We start from the raw sequence: 20,041 nt of genomic DNA on the forward strand, positions 1-20,041 counted from the left end.
TCCGAAGCTCCTTAAAGCAATCAAACTGTGTGAGTGCTAATTATGCCCAAGTATTATGTAATTCCTATCGATAATTTTGATCAAGCCTATTTTGGCATTAGATCACTTTTGAATCCTTATAATAGGCAAGTCAACTGGTGTGCAGGAACACCGAATGTATTTGGCGGACGTGGAACAGAAGCTCGTGAAACTATATATAGGGAGACTCGCGAAGAATCTCGTTTCAAAATAGATATTGATCAGTGTGGAGCTACTCTTCATCAGATTCATCAAAGTAATGGAATGACTTTCTATGCTATCCGAAATAGGTTTGTCTACTATCCAGATCCTTACTTTCCGGCGTTACTGGGAAATCGACCTGAGTATCAAGAATGTACTGGTGAAATCCTAAGGGTCAACTTGAACGCTGTTAATACAGACAACAGTATTTCTGCTGGTAGTTATGTTATTAAAGAATTTAGGCTCTTCGTTACCCTTTATGCTAAATCAACATACAAGATGCCAAGATAACATACTTCTAACCCAAAAATTCCGAAAGTTTCTAAAGCCATAGCCTCTCCGTTTTATTAGTTTAAGTTTATTGTTGATTCCTTCGACCACCCCATTCGTTGTCCTTCGCTCGAAATAACTAATTATTTCTCCAAACCAGTTTCGGATTGTTTGACAACTCTTGGTAAAAACACTGGAGGATTTTGCCAACCATTCCGAGATGGATAGCATTCCCTCTGTCGGATTCTCTGAGGTTTCATAAATCTTTCTAAATTCTTCCTTTAATTCCTGCATCTTTTTCAAATTTGGGAATTTTTCTTTGATAGCTTCTAGTTTAATTTTTTGGGGTTCCGTTAAATCTTCTTCATTTTTTAACAGGCTATATTTACTTCGCTTTAAAACTTCTAGCTTGGCTTCTTTTTCTGCTTTCTGTTTTTTATTTTTCTGCGCTTCTACGGCTCTTTTTTCTGCTCTTCTCTGTTCGTCTAACTCTTGATTAATTTGTTTCATTACATGGAATCTATCGGCGACTACTTCGGCCGATGGCATCAATTCTTTCACCAAATTTTTATAAGGCAACCAAAGGTCTATGCTCACTTCTTCAATTTGCTCTAACACCTCTTTTCCCCAGCCCGTAAGCGTTTCTCTCAACTCTTCTTGTGTTCGCTTCTCTAGAATAGCTATTAGTTTTCCCGTATCTAAATTTACTAAAACCGCACAGTAATTTTTTTGTCCTTTGACTAGAGCGATTTCATCAATTCCTAGTCTTTTTAATTCCGATAGGTCTGGCTCTGTAATTTCTTCGGCGATGTCCTCTATCATTCTTTGAATCTCTTCTTCCGTTACGTCATTTATTCGACTAACATTTAAAATATCTCCTTCTTTTAATTGTTCGAGTATATTTGCGGCTAGTCTTTTCGTATAGGTTCGTTTCTTGGCGACAAAATCTAACTCTTCGCTAAAGGGTCTCTGACAATTATCGCACTTAAATTGACGACGATTAACTTGTAGGTATACTGGTTGACCTGAGATTGGTAAATCTTTGACTAAATGTCGATGATTTTGGTGGAGTTTATCGCTCTCTAACCCACAACGAGGACAGGTTGCTTTTTGATTTTTCGATTCGATTCGGCAAACTATACCGATATTTTCTAGGTGTAGATAGCCTTGAATACAGGTTCCTTTTAGGTTCAAAAATTTGTCAAGTATCATAAGTAAAATAATCTCGTTTTTGGCTATTATATCAAATCTTAACTCAATTGTCTATCTTTTGGTATTAACCTGTTTGTGCCTTAAGTCCTTCCCTGTATGGATTTCAGCTACTTTTGAGCGTAGGCGCTCTCATCGAATTTTATTTTAAGTTAATTATTTGCATAACAATTCCCGAAGAGCCAGAATTTAAGAGACGATTTAAACGCACTCTTACTCCTTCAGCTACAAAAGAATTTTTATCCTCAGAAATGGCTCAAGCTATACAGATGGCAGCTTGTGAAGTGCAAAAAGGACTGTTTTGAGTGTTATTTACTTAGACACCCACATCTTTGAGGGAAAGACCAATTCAATGATTGAACAAAAGCTTATTGTTGGGAGGTTCATAGATTTACCATATCCAGCAGTTGCACCACCAGGTATAGAAGTTCCTCGCGGTAGTTTCGTTACCCTCCCGCCCCTGAGAATGACAATTCGGCAGTCAACTGGTTTTCTTAAGAAGACAAGTAGCATTGTTCGGGGAACAGATCCAAAAGACCACCGGAATTTTCGATGGCTTCATTATTTTCCTGGTTTCATAACCCAGATCCCCTTTTGCAGAGTGGATATATTGACTGGAGAAATGAGCGGATGTTGGATTGTCCTTTATAAAAGAGATGGCATTGAGTATGTGGGGCATATTGGTACGGACAATGGCTCTATAGATAATACAAATATGGTTAAAAATACTTGGATGACGTTTGCTACCACTGCTCCTGCTGGTGATGTGATAGCTGGTTTTAATCCCTTTGGCGATTGGGATGGTGCTTGGCCAGCACAGCTACCAGGAGAAGGAGCTGCGGCAATTTATGGGTTGATGACAGCAAGCAGAGAACTTTACTCAATTTGGACTTATAAACAACCTTCACAGGCAGGAGTCGGTAGTATGCTTCGTATCGCTGGTATTCAACGAGTTGAATCAGCAAGCCGTCGGGAAATTCAAGAATTAAGGCGCGGTTAAAATGAGAGCAGTGCGATCGCGTAGGGTGCATCCCATACACCTTTTCCTTTTTCAAAACACTTTAATCTAAATTGCGATGCCTTACATTGCCCTAACATCTCCCGCATTATTCATTGCCCATACCGTCAGGAGTTGTTATCGTACCCAAATCAGATCCATAAAAACCTTCAACAATCAATTAATAGATACGGAAAAACAGGGCAATCTTGGAATTTTAAATAAAACCCCTACCGCATGGGATAATAACGAATATAATCACAGTGTAAAGCATAATCTCATTCATCTCGAATTAATGGTATATCCAGCCTGTTGAAATTAGCTGATAAAATCAAAAAGGAAACCAACCAAACAGCAAACCATGCTAAAAACCATCGAAGGCATTTATCAGGATGGACAAATCCGCTTCACCGAACCACCGCAAGATATTGGCGATCGCGTCTAGGTTCTCGTCACCTTTCTCGATCCTGACAAAATTAATTCTGCCAAACTAAGCCAACTATTAGAACAATTGGAAACAATCAAGGGGATTCAACAAGGCTTTGAGGAACTAAACGCAGGTCAAACTCGCCCGATTGGAGATTTCGTTCAAGAAATGCAACAAAAGTATGACATTTCAGGTTGAAATTACCCCAATATTATTACTTTCTTTGTTTTGCCCTTTCATAAGCAAGATCGTGTTCTGCAAAACTTAAAATTAAGACTCGTTTGGGACTGGATTTTCCATGAACTTGATAAACCAGACGATAACTAACACCATTTTAATCAATTTCAATCGCATAAAATTGAGGTTTAATATAATCGTCCCAAGCTCTAAGTAGATAGACAGCATCTTCGTTTGAAATCCTTCCCAATTTAGCAAGCAGTAAGTTTTTTTCCAAGCAATCAAGACGGGATAAACGTACAGTAGAGGGAACCCTCAAACCACTATTGGCCCAATCCTTTAATAATATGTCTGTTTGTGTTCGGGGCATTGCTGAGGTTACTGCCGTTACAACCACGTCATCTCCGTCAACCCAAAGAATCAACACAGGTCTTTTTTTTGATGACGTACCATCAGTAAATAGAATTTTGGCAACCCAGAACTCACCTCCTTTAATAATCGTCATATAAACCTTCGTCTTCTGGGGCATAACTATTCAGAAAAGAAGAATGAAGGCGATCGCTAACTAAGGTTTTGGGCTGAATGGTGATCACCCACTTGCCTTTACCAATTCCTTGCACAATAGAACTGGGAAGATTGAGTTGCTCCCCTTCTTCAATTTCTACTTCAAAAGCTAATTTTAATAACTGATTTTTCATAAAACAAAAGCACCTATAATATTGAAGATATTAGCACAGCGCGTAGAAGCATCAGTGATCGCCATCATCAAAAGTGAAAATGACTCAGCTTGGCAATAAAGCATAAGCTAACTGTTCCTCATTCAGAAGCCCCAATCAGTGCTTTCTCTGAAGACATTGTAACATCAATCCCTCGCATCCTTAAACCTTTGGCGATCTCCAAGTACTAACATGGCACACCCAAGAAATGTCAATTCCATCCCAACCTAAATACACCTGTAAGGAATGTCAAGTTTTTATACCCCATCAAATCCTGACATTAATCCGTATCGCTTCAATTTCCGCTCAATCCTGATGTATTTCTGCTGATAATTCCTTCACCTTTCCTAAAGGATTCAATTATCCCACTAATCGAAAAGCAGCATCAATCGGCAATTGTAACGGAAATGGTTGATTCCAGCGTTTCGAGAAAAATAAAATCTCCAAATTCTCAATCTCCCCAGAAGTCGGATTTAGACGAGCGACAATTTCATCCCCAATCTCCTCCGACTCTTGATCTGCATAGGGAGAACAGACATCTACATAAAGAATATCTCCCGTCGGGTCATAGCGAAAAGTTAGATTTTTTTCCATACCATTATTCCCCCTGTAATTTTTCGGGCTGTGTATATAGTCACGATCCAATGACGACTAAGATTAGATTGGGAAACCACCACCACAATTAAAAATCGTCCCGTCCGAATCGTTGAAAACCACTTAGAAAATAACAACGCCTTTTCATCGTGATCGCTAGAACGAATTAAATCTGGATCAGCTAAAGTCTGGGCTAATTGCTCCTCATAATCGGGTAATGTCCCCGGATGGCGAACAATAATATGCTGTTCTCGCTCATCGGTTAATTCAACCTCTACTTCTAAATAACTACAGAAAAAAGACCTGGTCAAATTTTCTTCATGTCTCCAAAACTGATCTTAAATTTAAAAACCAAAACTTAATCATCGGCGATCACAGCTGCCAATATTAGAGACATGAAACGTGAAAACAACTCAGCCTTGCGACAAAGCATAAGCTAACTGTTCCTCATCAGAAGCCCCAATCAGTCGGGAGCATCTCACTTACGCGATAAGTAATTATACTTAGCCTAAAAGCCACTCTTAATCGTGTCTTGGAACGAAATAGAGGCTTTTAAAGACTGCGTACATGGAGAATTAAAACAAGAATTACCCTCGAAAAGCCTATTTTTCCACTAAGTATTTATGCTCATTGCAAAGGTGAGATGCTCCCAATCAGTCCTTCCTCTGAAGACATTTTAACCCACATTCCGCACCCTAAGTGTCACAACGTCTCAAAAGAGGAAGGGGCGTGAGTCAAAATACTTATCTAGAGGAGTGAGTTGGCGGCAAGCTGCCGGCAACTAAGCCGAAAATTTCAGAGTTCCCCCGGTCATTCTCAATAAACAGTGCTTGTTGAGAATGGCTGGGCAATCAGACTTAACATCTAGCGTCGAGATGTTCGAGTAGTGCTTAAGTTTTGTCACCCCTTGAAGTCAATCCATCTGGTCAAGATAAGAGATAATATTCCTGGCAAGGTTTGGGAAAAAATCTCAAAATGTTGCGCCTCTCATCCGTTAAGTTGCTAATCTTTTGATTGTCTTGAATACGGACGAGATGAATCCCTTGAAAGCACTGAAATATCCAGCGTAACGTCGGTCGGTCAGTTAACTTACCCAACGGATTTTTCAGTCCCGTCTCCTGCTGTTTTAAACTTAAACGAAGTTGTCTTTGACCAATAGTATAAACCAGCAGGCACAAGCCCATGAGCATGGCCATGACCTCGATTCTATGGGGAGATTTGAGAAAGACACTGTGGGCAAAAAAGCAGGGGTCTTTGAGAAAAGAAAATCCTCTTTCTGGAGCTTGTTGCCCTTTATATTTTTTGAGTATATCCTCACTGCTTAATCGTTGTTTCTCCAAATCGTTAGTTGCTAAAACGAATCGTCCTGCTCGTTTCTTTAGCCTCTCAATGGCGGTCAAATTCAACTCTAATTTGGCTTGAACTTGATAGCTTTGAGAGGGTAAATCGTCTTTTGATTTGAGTTTTGACCCCTGGGACTCAGGCGGAATGAGATTGACTTTAATCTCCGTTAACTGATGATATTTTAAGGAGTCAGATAATCCTTTGGCTATCGCCAACGCCACCGCTCTATTCTCAAATTCTCTTCGGGATAGTTGCCGGATTTTTTCTTGGGCAGAATTCTTTTCCTGCTCGATTTTTTTCTCTAATTTTTTCAAGTCTGATTCTTGTCTAGCTTGACTTTCAACTAGCAACCATCTTTGTTCTATCCCCCCATAGTTAGAGCTTGTTTCCCGTTTCCCGTTTCCCGGGGAGCATCTCACTTATGCAATGAGTATTAATACTTATAGCCGTCAACAACTAGAAAATCTTCAACTTGATCACAAAGAGAAATGAGATTATAATAGTTATAACTTACAATTCAGAATAGCTCTCGATGGGAGGAATAATTCAATGTTATCAGAAAATGAAAAAAGAATTAAAGAGTTATGTCAAGAGTTAGGGCAATGTCTCTATGAGCAATCCCCAATTAATAAATTTAATAACTTGGGAGAGATAGAGGAGACAGTCAGAGATTTAATGATTCAGTATGTCAACCCAGAAATCGGTATTTTTTTGTCAAAACAAGCACAGGAGAAACAGCTGGTCGGACAAGAAAAGTGAAAAGTATTTTGGGGGAATTACCAATTACAGAAAAACAAGCGAAAAAATTAGAAATAAAGTCTCGGACTCAGATGAGTCCAATGTTAGAGAAGAACTGTTTGCTATTAAGTGGCGATGAATCCTACGAGAAATCGGCGCAGAAAATCAAATCATTGACAGGGATTGCTGTTTCTCACAGTACCCAACAACGCCTCGTACATCGCTATGCTTTTGAAGAATTACCGTCTAACCCAGAAGTGGAAGTGGAAGAAATGAGCCTAGATGGCGGTAAGGTACGACTAAGAACTGCCAAGGGAAAAGCCTTAATTTGGCGTGATTATAAAGCAGTGAGTTTTCATCAACTGGGGGTAGCGGCTTTTTTTCAAGATAACTCAGCTTTATTAGATTTGGTTAATTCTCAAGTTTTGGCCAAGCCTTTAATTTGTTTAGGAGATGGACATGATGGTATCTGGAATTTATTTCGTGAGATAGGAGAGAAACAGGAAAGAATTGAAATATTGGATTGGTATCATTTAATCGAAAACCTCTATAAAGTTGGCGGGTCATTCCAGCGAATTGAGGAGGTAAAATGTTTTCTCTGGAAGGGGGAAGTGGAGGCGGCTATCTCTTGTTGTGAAGGATGGTCAGAGCCGCAAGTTGAGAATTTTATTACTTATTTAAACAAGCATAAACATCGAATTGTCAATTATGGTTATTTGCAGGCAGAGGGGATTTCCATTGGCTCTGGCTCCGTCGAATCAAAAATTAAACAAATTGCTCATCGTCTTAAAATTACTGGTGCAAGTTGGGAATCTGGTAATGTACCGCAAGTCCTTCGTCATCGCTGTGCTTATCTAAATGGTTGCCTTTTTTAACTTTTTTATTGAGATCATTAAGCATTTCTACTTATTGCAAAGGTGAGATGCTCCCGTTTCCCGCCAGGAATAACCCGGTATTTCTGAATCGGTTAACTCTTTTTCTGAGATGCTATCGACTAACTCTTGAGCCTCTTTAATGCTTAATGGTACTCGAGACAACCAACGCATTTCTTTCATTAGTTTTAAATTCTCTTTGCTATAGAGGGCGCTATCGCCGACTATTAAACTGTCAAAGTCAACTTGTTTTTTAAATTCTCGGGCGATTTGACCAAAAACCGCTTTGTCCGCTTCATTTCCGTCCCCTACTTTCAGGAATAAAGGTACATCTCCATCCCCACTTACGATTAAGTCAATCATAAATTGTTTTAAGTCAGGTCTTCGGTCGCGGGAGTATCCGTAGGTAATTTTTATTGGCTGTTGTCTGGTTTCAATTTCTTCTCCCACTGCTCCTGATTTCAGGATTTCTACTGTTGGGTATTCCTTTTTATATTCTCCTTCTACTGATAGAGAAGTCGAATCTAAATGGGAGTTCTCGGTTGCTACACCAAATTTTTTCACGGCCGCTAAACTAATCAGTAGGAAAATGACCGAAACATTAAGTTGATAAAGTTTGTCCATTACTCGACCAATTTTATCATCATTCAGGTGTTTTGGTTCGATGCCCTCTCCCAGCAGATGTTCGGTTGCTTTATCTTCAAAAAATTGAGGAAATAAATACAAGGCTCGGGAGACAAATCCCAATCCATTCAGGATAATTGCTTTCACGACTTGCCCAGCTGTGACAATTTCTCCTCGCTCAATTGAGACTTGTTCGTTGATAATTTCAACGATTCCTATTTCATCGATAATTCCGGCTACTAATCCCAGATGGTCTAGATTTTTGACTTCAATTTCTGTTGATTGATTCATGGTCGAACAGCCCACTGCCTAAGTTTTCCAACAATTCCTATTTTTTCATAATTAGGGGTCTCAAGCTCCCCCTAACGGCCACCGAGAAAACCTTCACCAGATAAGTATTTTTACTCAAGTCTCTGGAGGGGGACAGCTTATGTGACAGTTGAGGGTGCGGAATGTGGGTTTTAACATCAATCCCTCGTATCCTTAAACCTTTGGCGATCGCCTAAGAAACACTTTCATCCAGAGCGATCACTGCCTTCTTGTTAATTAAACTTTAAAACTGCAATTATTTTAGCCTTGGAAACGTCAATCGCCGTGTTACCCCAAGGGATAGAAAATAGTCTACGAGCTATCAGTTAAAGCTATGAGTGAAGCAGTTGTAACACTTCTCATTGCGATCGCTGATCCCATAGGATGGTTTAGCATACTGTAACCCGTCAAAAACGTTGATGACTAAGGCAAGTATTTTTTAGTATTGCAAAATTTAGAAAATTTTGCGGTTGCGGTTTTATTGTTGATGGTTGATAAGGGGCGTTTTTCAAAACAATTTGCCTTGAAAACTTAATGCTAAAATGAAATTAAGTCAACAAAAATCTAATGCCTGATTTTCAGACCTTTATCGGTATCCTTAGCACCCTATTCGTCTTTTTAACAGGAATAATCCTCAACTATGACTCAATCCAACTCGGCAACGAACAAATTATCATCCCCCAATGGTTCGGACTTCTCTTCGCCGGGATTACTTTCAGCCTTGTTACATTGGATCAAATCCTACGGGGGCTTGTCCGACTTGAAAAAACAGAACGAGAAACTCGCCGAACTCGAATCGAAACTCGATACCGTACTGCAATCATCCGATTCCAACTTAACCCCAACAACTTCCACAGAAACCAACTAGCAGATATTTTAGCCCTACTTGAAGAATACCGAGATACACTTTAGTGCAATTCTTGAGGGCGATCGCCGATCTTGTCGGAGGTCAGTGCGATCGCCCTCTTCTTGTTAATCTTGTTGTTAATTAAACTTTAAAACCGCGATCACCTACGCAAATCCGTCTTACGGTTGCTTGAACTATCAAAACAGATTAGAAAGGCGGTAACTGAAAATGACCAGCGACAATTCCAGGAACGGTAATATCCTCATCCAATTCTTCCCACCGTAGAGCATAGCCATTTACCTCAACCTTAACCGCCGCCAATTGCTCATTCGTTGCTTGTTTCAAAATACGGAAGCGATCGCCAGGAAAACCGATAATACGTCCATCACTGAGTTCAACGTATATCATGCGTTCTTCTGCCCAGGCTCGAATGGCGGCAGGCTCAACAGTCATTATAGGATTAATGTTTGTGGAAATCACGATAAGCACTCCTTAAAAGGTCTTGATTTTTATAAACTAGCCTCTCTACTTCCCGTAGCTCATGGGAAGGAATACCACGATTGGAAGCTAAAATGATTATCGGTTCAAGCCAAAATTTACATTCACCATCAGGAGAACGTACATGAATATGTAGCGGTTCGGAACCTTCATCGGAATAGAAGTGAAACCGAAAATGTCCAATTCTAATGACCGTTGGCATTCAGTGAAATTCGTAATCATTGAGAGTTGCTGGTTCTTTATTATAGTCGGAAATTGTAGCGATCATTGTCGCACGCCAATCAGACCGATAAGGACTTTCAGAGCGCTCGCCAATCGCGTAGGGTGCAATTAACGCACCTTTTTATTGGCTCTTCGTTACCCTTTATGCTAAATCAACATACAAGATGCCAAGATAACATACTTCTAACCCAAAAATTCCGAAAGTTTCTAAAGCCATAGCCTCTCCGTTTTATTAGTTTAAGTTTATTGTTGATTCCTTCGACCACCCCATTCGTTGTCCTTCGCTCGAAATAACTAATTATTTCTCCAAACCAGTTTCGGATTGTTTGACAACTCTTGGTAAAAACACTGGAGGATTTTGCCAACCATTCCGAGATGGATAGCATTCCCTCTGTCGGATTCTCTGAGGTTTCATAAATCTTTCTAAATTCTTCCTTTAATTCCTGCATCTTTTTCAAATTTGGGAATTTTTCTTTGATAGCTTCTAGTTTAATTTTTTGGGGTTCCGTTAAATCTTCTTCATTTTTTAACAGGCTATATTTACTTCGCTTTAAAACTTCTAGCTTGGCTTCTTTTTCTGCTTTCTGTTTTTTATTTTTCTGCGCTTCTACGGCTCTTTTTTCTGCTCTTCTCTGTTCGTCTAACTCTTGATTAATTTGTTTCATTACATGGAATCTATCGGCGACTACTTCGGCCGATGGCATCAATTCTTTCACCAAATTTTTATAAGGCAACCAAAGGTCTATGCTCACTTCTTCAATTTGCTCTAACACCTCTTTTCCCCAGCCCGTAAGCGTTTCTCTCAACTCTTCTTGTGTTCGCTTCTCTAGAATAGCTATTAGTTTTCCCGTATCTAAATTTACTAAAACCGCACAGTAATTTTTTTGTCCTTTGACTAGAGCGATTTCATCAATTCCTAGTCTTTTTAATTCCGATAGGTCTGGCTCTGTAATTTCTTCGGCGATGTCCTCTATCATTCTTTGAATCTCTTCTTCCGTTACGTCATTTATTCGACTAACATTTAAAATATCTCCTTCTTTTAATTGTTCGAGTATATTTGCGGCTAGTCTTTTCGTATAGGTTCGTTTCTTGGCGACAAAATCTAACTCTTCGCTAAAGGGTCTCTGACAATTATCGCACTTAAATTGACGACGATTAACTTGTAGGTATACTGGTTGACCTGAGATTGGTAAATCTTTGACTAAATGTCGATGATTTTGGTGGAGTTTATCGCTCTCTAACCCACAACGAGGACAGGTTGCTTTTTGATTTTTCGATTCGATTCGGCAAACTATACCGATATTTTCTAGGTGTAGATAGCCTTGAATACAGGTTCCTTTTAGGTTCAAAAATTTGTCAAGTATCATAAGTAAAATAATCTCGTTTTTGGCTATTATATCAAATCTTAACTCAATTGTCTATCTTTTGGTATTAACCTGTTTGTGCCTTAAGTCCTTCCCTGTATGGATTTCAGCTACTTTTGAGCGTAGGCGCTCTCATCGAATTTTATTTTAAGTTAATTATTTGCATAACAATTCCCGAAGAGCCTTTTTATTTTTATTGGCTTATTATATGCGTTCTTTATCGAAAGCCTCAATTAATATCTATTCAGGAGACATTATAACATCAATCTCTCGCATCCTTAAACCTTTGTTGATCGCCTTAGAAATACTTTCATCCAGTGCGATCACTATCTTCTTGTTAATTAAACTTTAAAACTGCGATCGCTGGTGGCATTGTTAAGTTTTCTTGAACGGGCGATTTTTGTAATCAAGAGTAGAACCATCAATATTTATGGTTCGGTTGGCTCTTGGTATGATACGAATGTCTATGGAGAAATGGGTGTTATACATTCCAGTCAAATTAAATTTGACAACTAGCGATCGCTTTTCTACGGGAACAGAGAATTAGATAAAAAATACTAATATTTTGTCGCCATCAGGTTCTAGCCGCAATTCAATTGAGTATAAAATGATCTCAGAAAAAGCCTCCAGAAAATGTCAAATCAACCATGAAAAAAATTATTTTGATTTCTAGTCTATCTTTGACAATGGTAGTCGGTGCTTCCTGGGCAAAACCGAATATAGTTTTGGCTGAAACTTGTAATTACTTTGCCGGAACTGCTGTGACGGGAAAAAGCGTTAACATCGATTTATGTTCGATTGTTCCGGCTAGTTCCCGTAGTGTTGACTTTGTTTATTATTTAGGAAATCAACGACTGGTTAGCCAAGCTAATTGTGATAACGGAACTTGGACGACTTTTCCCGAAAGACAAATTCATCGTCCCCGCTCTCAGGCGACTCAAACAATGCTAGAGGTGGTGTGTAGTTACAGATTCTATAAGCTTAGACGCATTTAAGTTTCCTACTCGTATCCCTATCTACAAGGCGTTCCAGGATATTAAAGTGCAATGTAAGTGCGTCTAAGCTTAGTTCTCAATCCACATCGAGAATCGCTGCGGCAATAGTGTTTTCTCCACCATCAAATGTGAGAACATCCCCCAATGGCAATATCATCTGTTCAGTCAGAGAACGTAGAACCATCAATATTTATGGTTCGGTTGGCTCTTGGTATTATACGAATGTCTGTGGGGAAATGGGTGTTATACATTCCAGTCAAATTAAATTTGCCAACTAGAGATCGCTTTTCTACGGGAACACAGAAACGGGTAGAATCGATCAATGCAGTTGTTTTCTTTCGAGGTGTCATCATTACTAAGAAAGCTACCCGTTCCTTAGCCGGTATTGCCGGAATTGTCGCCGTTGCCACCTTAATCAGTAAGGTTTTTGGTTTAGTCCGCGAACAGGTAATCGCCGCTGCCTACGGTGTCGGGCCGGTGGTGAACGCCTACGCTTTTGCCTACGTTATCCCCGGTTTTCTGTTAATTCTCCTCGGTGGCATTAACGGCCCCTTTCATAGCGCTTTGGTCAGTGTTTTGGCCAAAAGAGATAAATCCGAGTCCGCGCCGATTGTCGAGACTATTACCACCCTAGTCAGCGCGATTTTATTAGCTGTCACCGTCTTTTTAATCGTTTTTGCCAATATTTTTATCGATGTTCTCGCTCCCGGTTTAGATGCCGCCACCCGCAGCATGGCCATTCAACAACTGCAAATTATGGCCCCCATGGCGGTTTTAGCCGGTTTAATCGGTATCGGTTTCGGTACTCTCAATGCGGCGGACCAATACTGGCTACCGAGTCTCAGTCCGCTTTTTTCCAGTGTGGCGGTGATTATCGGGGTGGGTTTGCTGGCCTGGTTCCTTGGCGATCGCATTGATAATCCCCAATATATTCAACTAGGGGGTTTTGTCCTCGCCGGCGGTACTCTCGTCGGGGCACTCTGGCAATGGTTAGCACAAGTGGGCGCACAAGTCAAGGCAGGTTTAGGAAAATTAACATTTCGCTGGGATTGGCGGATTCCGGGGGTGTCGGAGGTGTTGCGGGTGATGATTCCGGCGACCTTATCTTCGGGAATGTTGCATATTAACGTTTATACTGACCTCTTTTTCGCTTCTTTTATCGAAAATGCCGCCGCTTCCATGCGTTACGCCAGTTTTATCGTTCTCACGCCCTTGGGCATCATGTCTAACATGATTCTCGTGCCGTTTATGCCGATATTTTCTCGACTGACGGAACCGGAAAATTGGGGAGAATTGAAGCAAAGAATCCGTCAGGGTTTATTATTGACGGCTTTAACCATGTTACCCTTCACCGCTATCTTTATCGCCCTCGCTTTCCCGGTAGTGCGAGTTATCTATCAACGGGGTGCCTTTAATCTGGCTGCCTCGGAACAGGTGGTTCCCGTATTAATGGCCTACGGTTTCGGGATGTTTTTCTATCTCGGCCGCGATGTTTTAGTACGAGTGTTCTATGCTTTGGGTGATGGTGACACTCCCTTTAAGGTGAGTATGGTGAATATTTTTCTCAATGGTGTCCTTGATTTCCTCTTGTATAAACCCTTTGGTACTCCGGGGATTGTTTTAGCAACCGTGGGGGTTAATATCATTTCTATGGGCATTTTTACGGTAATTTTAAATCGTCGTTTAGGGGGTTTACCTCTAGGAGAATGGGGTTTATCCTTATTGGGATTAACGGTAATTACAATGCTTTCTGGTGTTGCTAGTTGGGGAGCTAGTTGGGGATGGGAAAAGGTTTTTGGTGCTGGTAATATTTTCTTACAATTGTTACAGTTGGGTTTTGCTTCGACCGTAGCGGTGGGTTTATTCCTCCTCGGTGCGATGTTATTGAAGTTACCTGAATTAGACCTGTTAATCTCGCGAGTTCGTCAGAAGTTCTTGAAAAAATCTTAGGTTTAAGTTGCTGCCTCACCTCATCATTACATAGGGTTTGCTGAAAAAGTTTTTTCTGGGGGCAGGGTGTAGGGTGCAGGGTGTAGGGTGTAGGGTTTTACCGATTTTCATCTGGTCAATTATCTAATTTTCAGGGAAAAAGTACCTGAATTTTCCCCCCAATCACTCCAAGGGTCGGCACTTTTTGATGGGCAAAAGGTCTAAAAGTTTTACCCAACAAGGTTTTCACATTTATTCAGCAAACCCTATTTATTTTTAGGAATTGGGGGCAGTTGCGGGGATTTTCGGCGAGAATTAGAACCGGATATTTTCGGGGGTAGGGGTGCAGAATTGCGATTAGATAAACTTTGAAGGCTCTTTTTCATATTAGCAGGTTCCGGCAGTTCTAGAGTTACCCCTTCTCTAGCGGTCATTGTTTCCTCTGGTAGGCATAAATCAAAAACAAAGGCGGAATTATTGGTTAAATCGGCCAGTTCTAATTTTACCATCTCTGGAGAGTATTCTAGTGCTAATAAAGGTTCAATTTCGGTCTTAATTAACTGTTCTAATTGAGCCAGATAATTGATCTTAACAGGAGTAACAATTAAAGTTAAGGTTTCTTGCCAACCTTGCCCCCCCAATTCTGCCAGAATATCCCCATAACAGCGAATTTTCCAGCTACCTATTCCTAAATCTCGATAGGAAAAAATTTCTAGCCAACCCCCGGCATCCGATCGATAATAATGAGTATATCTTTCACTACTTTCGGGAGATTCGTAATCGATACGCACTTCAATATGAGCAAAAGGAGAATCCAGACGGGCCAAGAGACGATAGTTTCCCGAGACAATTTCTAGAGAATTATTAGAAATTGTGTGTCCGTGATTCTCCCCTTGTTTTTGCAGTATAAATTCCATAATCCTAGCCTAGGCCTAATGTTTGGCCATGACGCTAAAACTTAGGATTTGTGCCGAGAGATTTGCGCTTTTAATTCCCCTGCTTGTGTCAGTAAATCCGCTTGGGTTAGACTAATTTGTTCTTGGGTGGCCATCCATTTCAGTTGTACCGTGCCATTTTCAGCCTCAGCATCCCCCAAAATTATACAGCCCACGGCCTTAGCTCGATCGGCCCGTTTAAATTGTTTCCCGAAAGCGCTGCCGCTTAAGTCTAACTCGACGCTAAACCCCAATCCGCGTAATTGTTGCGCTAACACCACACTGCGTGCCTCAGCTTTTTCTCCTTTGGAGACAAGATAAAAATCGGGAACCAAAAAAGATAAAGATTGCTTTTGTTGTAATAATATAATCAGACGTTCTAAACCGATCGCCCAACCCACTGCCGGCGTGTCTAGACCGCCTAATTGAGCTATTAAACCATCATAACGACCACCACCGCAAACCGTGGCTTGAGCGCCTAAATCATCGGACTGAATTTCAAAGGCCGTATGGGTGTAATAGTCCAATCCGCGCACTAAACAGGGATTAAGATTATAGATAACTCCCAAATCAGTTAGTAAAGATTGCACCCGTTCAAAATGCTTTTGAGAATCACTGCCGAGATGTTCAAGAATACTGGGGACATTCTCACAGATAATCTTGGTTTTTTCGTCCTTACTATCCAAAATTCGCAGGGGATTTTTTTCTAATCTCTGTTGAGAATCTGCGTCTAAATCAGCTTTGTAGGGAGTCAAATAATCTAGCAAGGCCTGACGATAATTTTGCCTATCTTGGGCATTTCCCAGGGAATTAATATCTAATTTTAGGTTTTCTAGCCCCACAGCTTTTAATATCTCGCTGGCAAGGGTAATTACTTCCACATCGGCCCTAGGGTCATCACTTCCCAACAATTCGACCCCAATTTGATGAAACTGTCGCTGCCTACCCGCTTGCGGACGTTCATAACGAAACATCGGCCCCTTATACCAGAGTCTTTGTACTCCTCCAGCGGCCTGTAATTTGTGTTCAATATAGGCGCGAACGACCCCAGCCGTTCCCTCCGGTCGCAAAGTCAGGGAACGTTGACGGCGATCGAGGAAAGTGTACATTTCTTTACCCACCACGTCCGTCGCTTCCCCGATACCCCGTTCAAAAAGTTGCGTCTGTTCAAAAATGGGAGTTCGTATCTCTTGATACAGCGCAGTCCCTAAAATTCTGCTGGCAGTTTCCTCTAACCACTGCCAGTAACCGACCTCCGCCGGTAAAATATCTTTTGTGCCTCGGATTGCCTGGATTTCGCCCATAGTTCTCTGTATTTTTATCCCTATTTGAACAATCTTAAACCGCTTAGAGTCACTAATACCGTCGATCCTTCATGACCGATGACACCTAGAGGTAAAGTTATATCACCGGCAAAATTGGCTATTAGCAATATGCCGATAAACGCGAGGGCGAAAGTGATATTCTGTTTAACGATGCGATTGGCACGACGACCGAGGTTAATCGCGCTGGGAATTTTGGCTAAATTATCGGACATAAGGATAATATCGGCCGTTTCCAAAGCGACATCACTACCAGCTTTTCCCATGGCAATCCCCACATTAGCCATAGCTAAAGCGGGCGCGTCATTAATGCCATCCCCCACCATAGCGACAGTGTGATATTTTTCTTGTAGATTTTGGATAACGGTTAACTTATCTTCGGGCAGTAAATCAGCGTAAACCTCCTCAATGCCGAGTTTTTCAGCAACTTTATCGGCACTTTGTTGATTATCACCCGTAATTAAAACGATATGTTCGATACCGATCTTTTTTAGCTGCTTCACCAGATTAACTGCCGATTCACGAAGGGTATCGGCAACGGCAATCGCACCGATTATCTGATTCTCTTGTACTACCCAAACTAGGGTTCTGCCTTCTTTTTGTAAACGTTCGCGGATAGCTAAAATATTCTGGTCAAGATCGGAAATATGGTCACGAATATAGGCAAAATTGCCCACAGATACCGACTTATCGGCAATTTTTCCCGTGATACCCCGTCCCGATACCGCTTGTACCTGATTAGCACTGAAGAAATTTATACCACGTTCCCTAGCTGTGGCGGTAATAGCGGATCCGATGGGATGTTCCGAACAGGATTCTAGGGATGCAGCCACCGCTAACACCTCATTTTCACTGACTGCATGGATAGGGATAATTTCCACCACTTGCAACTTACCAAGGGTGAGAGTGCCGGTTTTATCAAAAGCGATCGCTCGTATGCGGCCGATCATCTCCAATCTTGCGCCATTTTTGAATAAAATCCCCTGTTTTGCCCCGTTAGCGATACCCGATAACAAAGCTGGCATAATTGAGGCCATTAAAGCACAGGGAGAAGCCACCACGAGAAAAATTAAGGCCCGATAGATAGTGGTTTCCCAGGTCCAACCCCAGAAAAAAGGCGGTAAAATCCCGAAAATTAAGCCCAAAATCACGATAATTTTCGCATAACCCCGCTCGAAACCTTCGATAAACTGTTGGGAGGGAGGGGATTCATTTTGCGCTTTTTCTACCAAACGAATCACCCTCTCAATTAAGCGACTTTCGGGGGGAGTTTCCACCTGTAAACGTAGCACTCCTGCACCGTTGAGAGTTCCCGCAAAGACTTCTTCACCGATGGTTTTATCCACGGGAAGCGATTCTCCCGTAATTGGCGCTTGATTAATGGGACTGTTTCCCTCCATAATAATGCCGTCAATGGGGATTAATTCACCCGGTTTGACCAAAACTGTGTCACCGATCCGTAATTGCTTGATAGGAACCTCTTTTTCCCTGTCTCCCGTGATTAATCTAGCAGTATCGGGGGTCATGGCCATGAGAGAACGAATATTGCGATCGGTTTTCGCCATGGCAATCTGTTCTAAAGCACCACTAATGGCGAAAATCAGGATTAAAACGGCTCCATCGATGATGAGATAGTAATTACTGTCCCAGAGTCCCAAAATCGCCGCCCCCAAGGCCGCTACAATCATTAACAGGTCCACATCCAGTTCTTTTTCCTCCCATAAAGTCGTCAATCCTGCTTGGGTACTCTCGTATCCTCCCACCACATAGGCGATCGCTAGTAGGAGGAAAGCTGGGCCGATCAGATTAAAGTGTAGGCATAACCAACCAAAAAAGACTAAAATAGCGCAAATTCCTGCGGCAACTGCCGAGGAATACTCAGACAACCAAGAGGACGAGATACTCTGAATCATGGATCGATGGCAATTACTTTTCTCCCCATTCTAGAAAAAATTGGATCGATGCAGAAAACCCCTAGGACGTTATCCCCTGCAGCTAACCTAGCTGATAATAATTGGAATTTTGCCGAGGTTTGGATCGATCCGCTGCTATCTCCTCCCTATATCTTGCTTTTACTGGCTGAATCTTCAGGAAACTATCGCGTGTACGATCCCTCTGAGGGTTATCAGGTGGTATTTACCGGTGCGAGTTACGAGGAAGCGGAAAATTGGCTACTAGAGGACGAATTTGAACCGGTAGAGGGACGACTTTCGCCAGTAGAGATATAATTTCCTTATCTTCCTTTCCGCTTTTCTTCGATGCTATCCTTACTAAAAAAGCGATGGAATTGGCTAAAATCGCTTTTTATTGGCAGTCTGAAGGCAATTAACCCCAAAGAAGTCAAAAATACTCCTCCAGAAGCCAGCGACGCACCAGAGGGATAGACCGAACTCATGAAAACCGACACGATTTTCTACCGACTTTTTCAAACCTTTCCCGATCTTCTGTTTGAGTTAATCGACTTTCCCAGGGAATTAGCCAATTTCTATCGATTTTCCTCCGTAGAGGTGAAACAACTATCCTTTCGCATCGATGGAGTCTTTCTACCAGAACGGCAAGATTTACCAATTTATTTTACCGAAGTTCAGTTTCAGAATGATCCGGAGTTTTATGCGCGTTTTTTCGCCGAAATTTTTCTCTATCTCAAACAGACGCAGTTAAAAAATAATTGGCGCGGGGTGGTGATCTATCCGAATCGAAGGGTGGAAAAGGATAATATAGAGCGATATAGAGAGCTATTACAAGAAACAAGAGTACAAAGGATTTATCTCGAGGAATTAGCCGAGAGTCCACCAGATTCGCTCGGATTAGCGACGCTAGAGTTAGTAAGCTTACCCGAAGCGCAAGTGATCAACCGGGGAAGGGAGTTAATCGCGCGAGTGAGGGAAACGGGGGTAGAAAATCGCCCACAGGAACTTTTAGAATTGATAGAGACGATTTTGATTTACAAGTTGCCGCGGATTAATCGAAAGGAGATAGAAGCTATGTTTAGTTTAAGCGAGTTAAGACAGACGCGTGTGTTTCAGGAGGCCCTAGAGGAAGGTCGCCAAGAAGGTCGCCAAGAAGGTCGTCAAGAAGGTCGCCAAGAAGGTCGTCAAGAAGGTCGCCAAGAAGGTCGCCAAGAAGGTCGCCAAGAAGGTCGCCAAGAAGGTCGCCAAGAAGGTCGCCAAGAAGGGGAAATCATCGGAAAATTGGCTTCTGTTCCCTTATTATTGCGAGCGGAGGTTAATCCCCAAGAAATCGCCGCTTCTCTGGGATTATCTCTCGAACAGGTCTTAGAAGTGGCTCGCTCGCCGGGAGAGAGCGATCGCTAGGGTATTTTCAGAACTAAAAAAGCGATGGAATTGGCTAAAATCGCTTTTTATTGGCAGTCTGAAGGCAATTAACCCCAAAAAAGTCAAAAATACTCCTCCAGAAGCCAGCGACGCACCAG

General features: G+C 41.5%; 20 protein-coding genes and 3 pseudogenes. 10 read left to right on the top strand and 13 right to left on the bottom strand.

Annotated features, from left to right (window positions below; all coding sequences use genetic code 11):
* Positions 1–42 precede the first annotated feature (42 nt).
* Entirely contained in the window at positions 43–510 is a 468-nt protein-coding gene (locus tag MAE_RS00690) for a hypothetical protein (RefSeq protein ID WP_041803602.1), read from the top strand.
* Here MAE_RS00690 and MAE_RS00695 read toward each other — a convergent pair.
* Positions 487–1,701: an ISL3-like element ISMae36 family transposase gene (locus MAE_RS00695; RefSeq protein WP_012263890.1), complete on the bottom strand. Its 1,215-nt coding sequence runs from the start codon at positions 1,699–1,701 to the stop codon at positions 487–489. The two genes, MAE_RS00690 and MAE_RS00695, sit on opposite strands and share 24 nt — an antisense overlap.
* Positions 1,702–1,814: 113 nt before the next feature.
* On the opposite strand from MAE_RS00695, the gene MAE_RS31340 reads away from it, so the two are divergent.
* Positions 1,815–2,003 (top strand): hypothetical protein, encoded by a 189-nt coding sequence (locus MAE_RS31340; RefSeq protein WP_148204718.1) that lies wholly within the window; start codon positions 1,815–1,817, stop codon positions 2,001–2,003.
* Between the two features lie 47 nt (positions 2,004–2,050).
* Complete coding sequence (locus tag MAE_RS00700) at positions 2,051–2,698, top strand: hypothetical protein (protein WP_012263891.1); 648 nt, start codon at positions 2,051–2,053, stop codon at positions 2,696–2,698.
* A gap of 758 nt (positions 2,699–3,456) precedes the next feature.
* Here the strand turns inward: MAE_RS00700 and MAE_RS36275 are convergent.
* From MAE_RS36275 to MAE_RS00735, 5 genes and pseudogenes are all read right to left on the bottom strand, one after another.
* Positions 3,457–3,804, bottom strand: coding sequence for a type II toxin-antitoxin system PemK/MazF family toxin (locus tag MAE_RS36275; RefSeq protein WP_041803603.1), 348 nt, complete (start codon positions 3,802–3,804; stop codon positions 3,457–3,459).
* Complete coding sequence (locus MAE_RS00720; protein ID WP_002760310.1) at positions 3,791–3,997, bottom strand: hypothetical protein; 207 nt, start codon at positions 3,995–3,997, stop codon at positions 3,791–3,793. Before MAE_RS00720 ends, MAE_RS36275 begins: the two co-directional genes overlap by 14 nt.
* 378 nt (positions 3,998–4,375) lie before the next feature.
* Positions 4,376–4,609, bottom strand: coding sequence for a DUF2283 domain-containing protein (locus tag MAE_RS00725; protein ID WP_041803605.1), 234 nt, complete (start codon positions 4,607–4,609; stop codon positions 4,376–4,378).
* The gene (locus MAE_RS00730) at positions 4,594–4,920 is read right to left on the bottom strand and encodes a hypothetical protein (protein ID WP_002797545.1); all 327 of its coding nucleotides are present in this window, start codon (positions 4,918–4,920) and stop codon (positions 4,594–4,596) included. Before MAE_RS00730 ends, MAE_RS00725 begins: the two co-directional genes overlap by 16 nt.
* A 615-nt stretch (positions 4,921–5,535) precedes the next feature.
* Positions 5,536–6,360, bottom strand: a pseudogene (locus tag MAE_RS00735) (IS1634 family transposase); the annotation flags it as partial.
* Between the two features lie 142 nt (positions 6,361–6,502).
* Here MAE_RS00735 and MAE_RS00745 point away from each other — a divergent pair.
* Positions 6,503–7,566 (top strand): ISKra4-like element ISMae43 family transposase gene (locus MAE_RS00745; RefSeq protein ID WP_125732176.1). Its coding sequence is split into 2 segments (ribosomal slippage): positions 6,503–6,659 and positions 6,659–7,566, totalling 1,065 coding nucleotides; the frame shifts between segments, so codons are not numbered across the junction.
* A gap of 54 nt (positions 7,567–7,620) precedes the next feature.
* Here MAE_RS00745 and MAE_RS00750 read toward each other — a convergent pair.
* Positions 7,621–8,478, bottom strand: a pseudogene (locus tag MAE_RS00750) (IS1634-like element ISMae10 family transposase); the annotation flags it as partial.
* A gap of 585 nt (positions 8,479–9,063) precedes the next feature.
* On the opposite strand from MAE_RS00750, the gene MAE_RS00755 reads away from it, so the two are divergent.
* Positions 9,064–9,408 (top strand): hypothetical protein, encoded by a 345-nt coding sequence (locus tag MAE_RS00755; RefSeq protein ID WP_041803606.1) that lies wholly within the window; start codon positions 9,064–9,066, stop codon positions 9,406–9,408.
* A gap of 142 nt (positions 9,409–9,550) precedes the next feature.
* Here the strand turns inward: MAE_RS00755 and MAE_RS00760 are convergent, their stop codons facing one another.
* From MAE_RS00760 to MAE_RS00765, 3 genes are all read right to left on the bottom strand, one after another.
* A complete protein-coding gene (locus MAE_RS00760; RefSeq protein ID WP_043995636.1) occupies positions 9,551–9,796 on the bottom strand; it encodes a DUF2442 domain-containing protein in 246 nt (81 codons plus the stop codon).
* A gap of 7 nt (positions 9,797–9,803) precedes the next feature.
* The gene (locus tag MAE_RS28135; RefSeq protein ID WP_002760312.1) at positions 9,804–10,043 is read right to left on the bottom strand and encodes a DUF4160 domain-containing protein; all 240 of its coding nucleotides are present in this window, start codon (positions 10,041–10,043) and stop codon (positions 9,804–9,806) included.
* 172 nt (positions 10,044–10,215) lie between these two features.
* Positions 10,216–11,430: an ISL3-like element ISMae36 family transposase gene (locus tag MAE_RS00765; protein WP_012263890.1), complete on the bottom strand. Its 1,215-nt coding sequence runs from the start codon at positions 11,428–11,430 to the stop codon at positions 10,216–10,218.
* 644 nt (positions 11,431–12,074) lie between these two features.
* On the opposite strand from MAE_RS00765, the pseudogene MAE_RS36280 reads away from it, so the two are divergent.
* Both MAE_RS36280 and murJ read left to right on the top strand, forming a co-directional pair.
* Positions 12,075–12,401: pseudogene (locus tag MAE_RS36280) on the top strand (hypothetical protein); the annotation flags it as partial.
* Between the two features lie 243 nt (positions 12,402–12,644).
* Positions 12,645–14,372: a murein biosynthesis integral membrane protein MurJ gene (gene murJ, locus MAE_RS00775; RefSeq protein ID WP_041804488.1), complete on the top strand. Its 1,728-nt coding sequence runs from the start codon at positions 12,645–12,647 to the stop codon at positions 14,370–14,372.
* Between the two features lie 245 nt (positions 14,373–14,617).
* Here the strand turns inward: murJ and MAE_RS00780 are convergent, their stop codons facing one another.
* Genes MAE_RS00780 through MAE_RS00790 form a run of 3 tightly spaced genes read right to left on the bottom strand, consistent with a single transcriptional unit; the run spans position 14,618 to position 18,521 of the window.
* Positions 14,618–15,268: a hypothetical protein gene (locus tag MAE_RS00780; RefSeq protein WP_002797549.1), complete on the bottom strand. Its 651-nt coding sequence runs from the start codon at positions 15,266–15,268 to the stop codon at positions 14,618–14,620.
* A gap of 41 nt (positions 15,269–15,309) precedes the next feature.
* Positions 15,310–16,590 carry a histidine--tRNA ligase gene (gene hisS, locus MAE_RS00785; protein WP_012263904.1) on the bottom strand — a complete coding sequence of 427 codons (1,281 nt, stop codon included), beginning with the start codon at positions 16,588–16,590 and terminating at the stop codon, positions 15,310–15,312.
* 20 nt (positions 16,591–16,610) lie between these two features.
* Positions 16,611–18,521: a heavy metal translocating P-type ATPase gene (locus MAE_RS00790; RefSeq protein ID WP_012263905.1), complete on the bottom strand. Its 1,911-nt coding sequence runs from the start codon at positions 18,519–18,521 to the stop codon at positions 16,611–16,613.
* A 6-nt stretch (positions 18,522–18,527) separates the two neighbouring features.
* Between MAE_RS00790 and MAE_RS00795 the strand changes: the two genes are divergently transcribed.
* Genes MAE_RS00795 through MAE_RS00800 form a run of 3 tightly spaced genes read left to right on the top strand, consistent with a single transcriptional unit; the run spans position 18,528 to position 19,922 of the window.
* Positions 18,528–18,836, top strand: a complete 309-nt coding sequence (locus tag MAE_RS00795) for a hypothetical protein (RefSeq protein ID WP_012263906.1) — start codon at positions 18,528–18,530, stop codon at positions 18,834–18,836.
* Between the two features lie 30 nt (positions 18,837–18,866).
* Complete coding sequence (locus MAE_RS35535; protein WP_269453956.1) at positions 18,867–18,992, top strand: hypothetical protein; 126 nt, start codon at positions 18,867–18,869, stop codon at positions 18,990–18,992.
* Between the two features lie 9 nt (positions 18,993–19,001).
* Positions 19,002–19,922, top strand: a complete 921-nt coding sequence (locus tag MAE_RS00800; protein ID WP_012263907.1) for an Rpn family recombination-promoting nuclease/putative transposase — start codon at positions 19,002–19,004, stop codon at positions 19,920–19,922.
* Positions 19,923–20,041: the final 119 nt, after the last annotated feature.

Origin of the sequence: Microcystis aeruginosa NIES-843, from assembly GCF_000010625.1 — a bacterium.
Classification (GTDB): Bacteria; Cyanobacteriota; Cyanobacteriia; order Cyanobacteriales; family Microcystaceae; genus Microcystis; species Microcystis aeruginosa.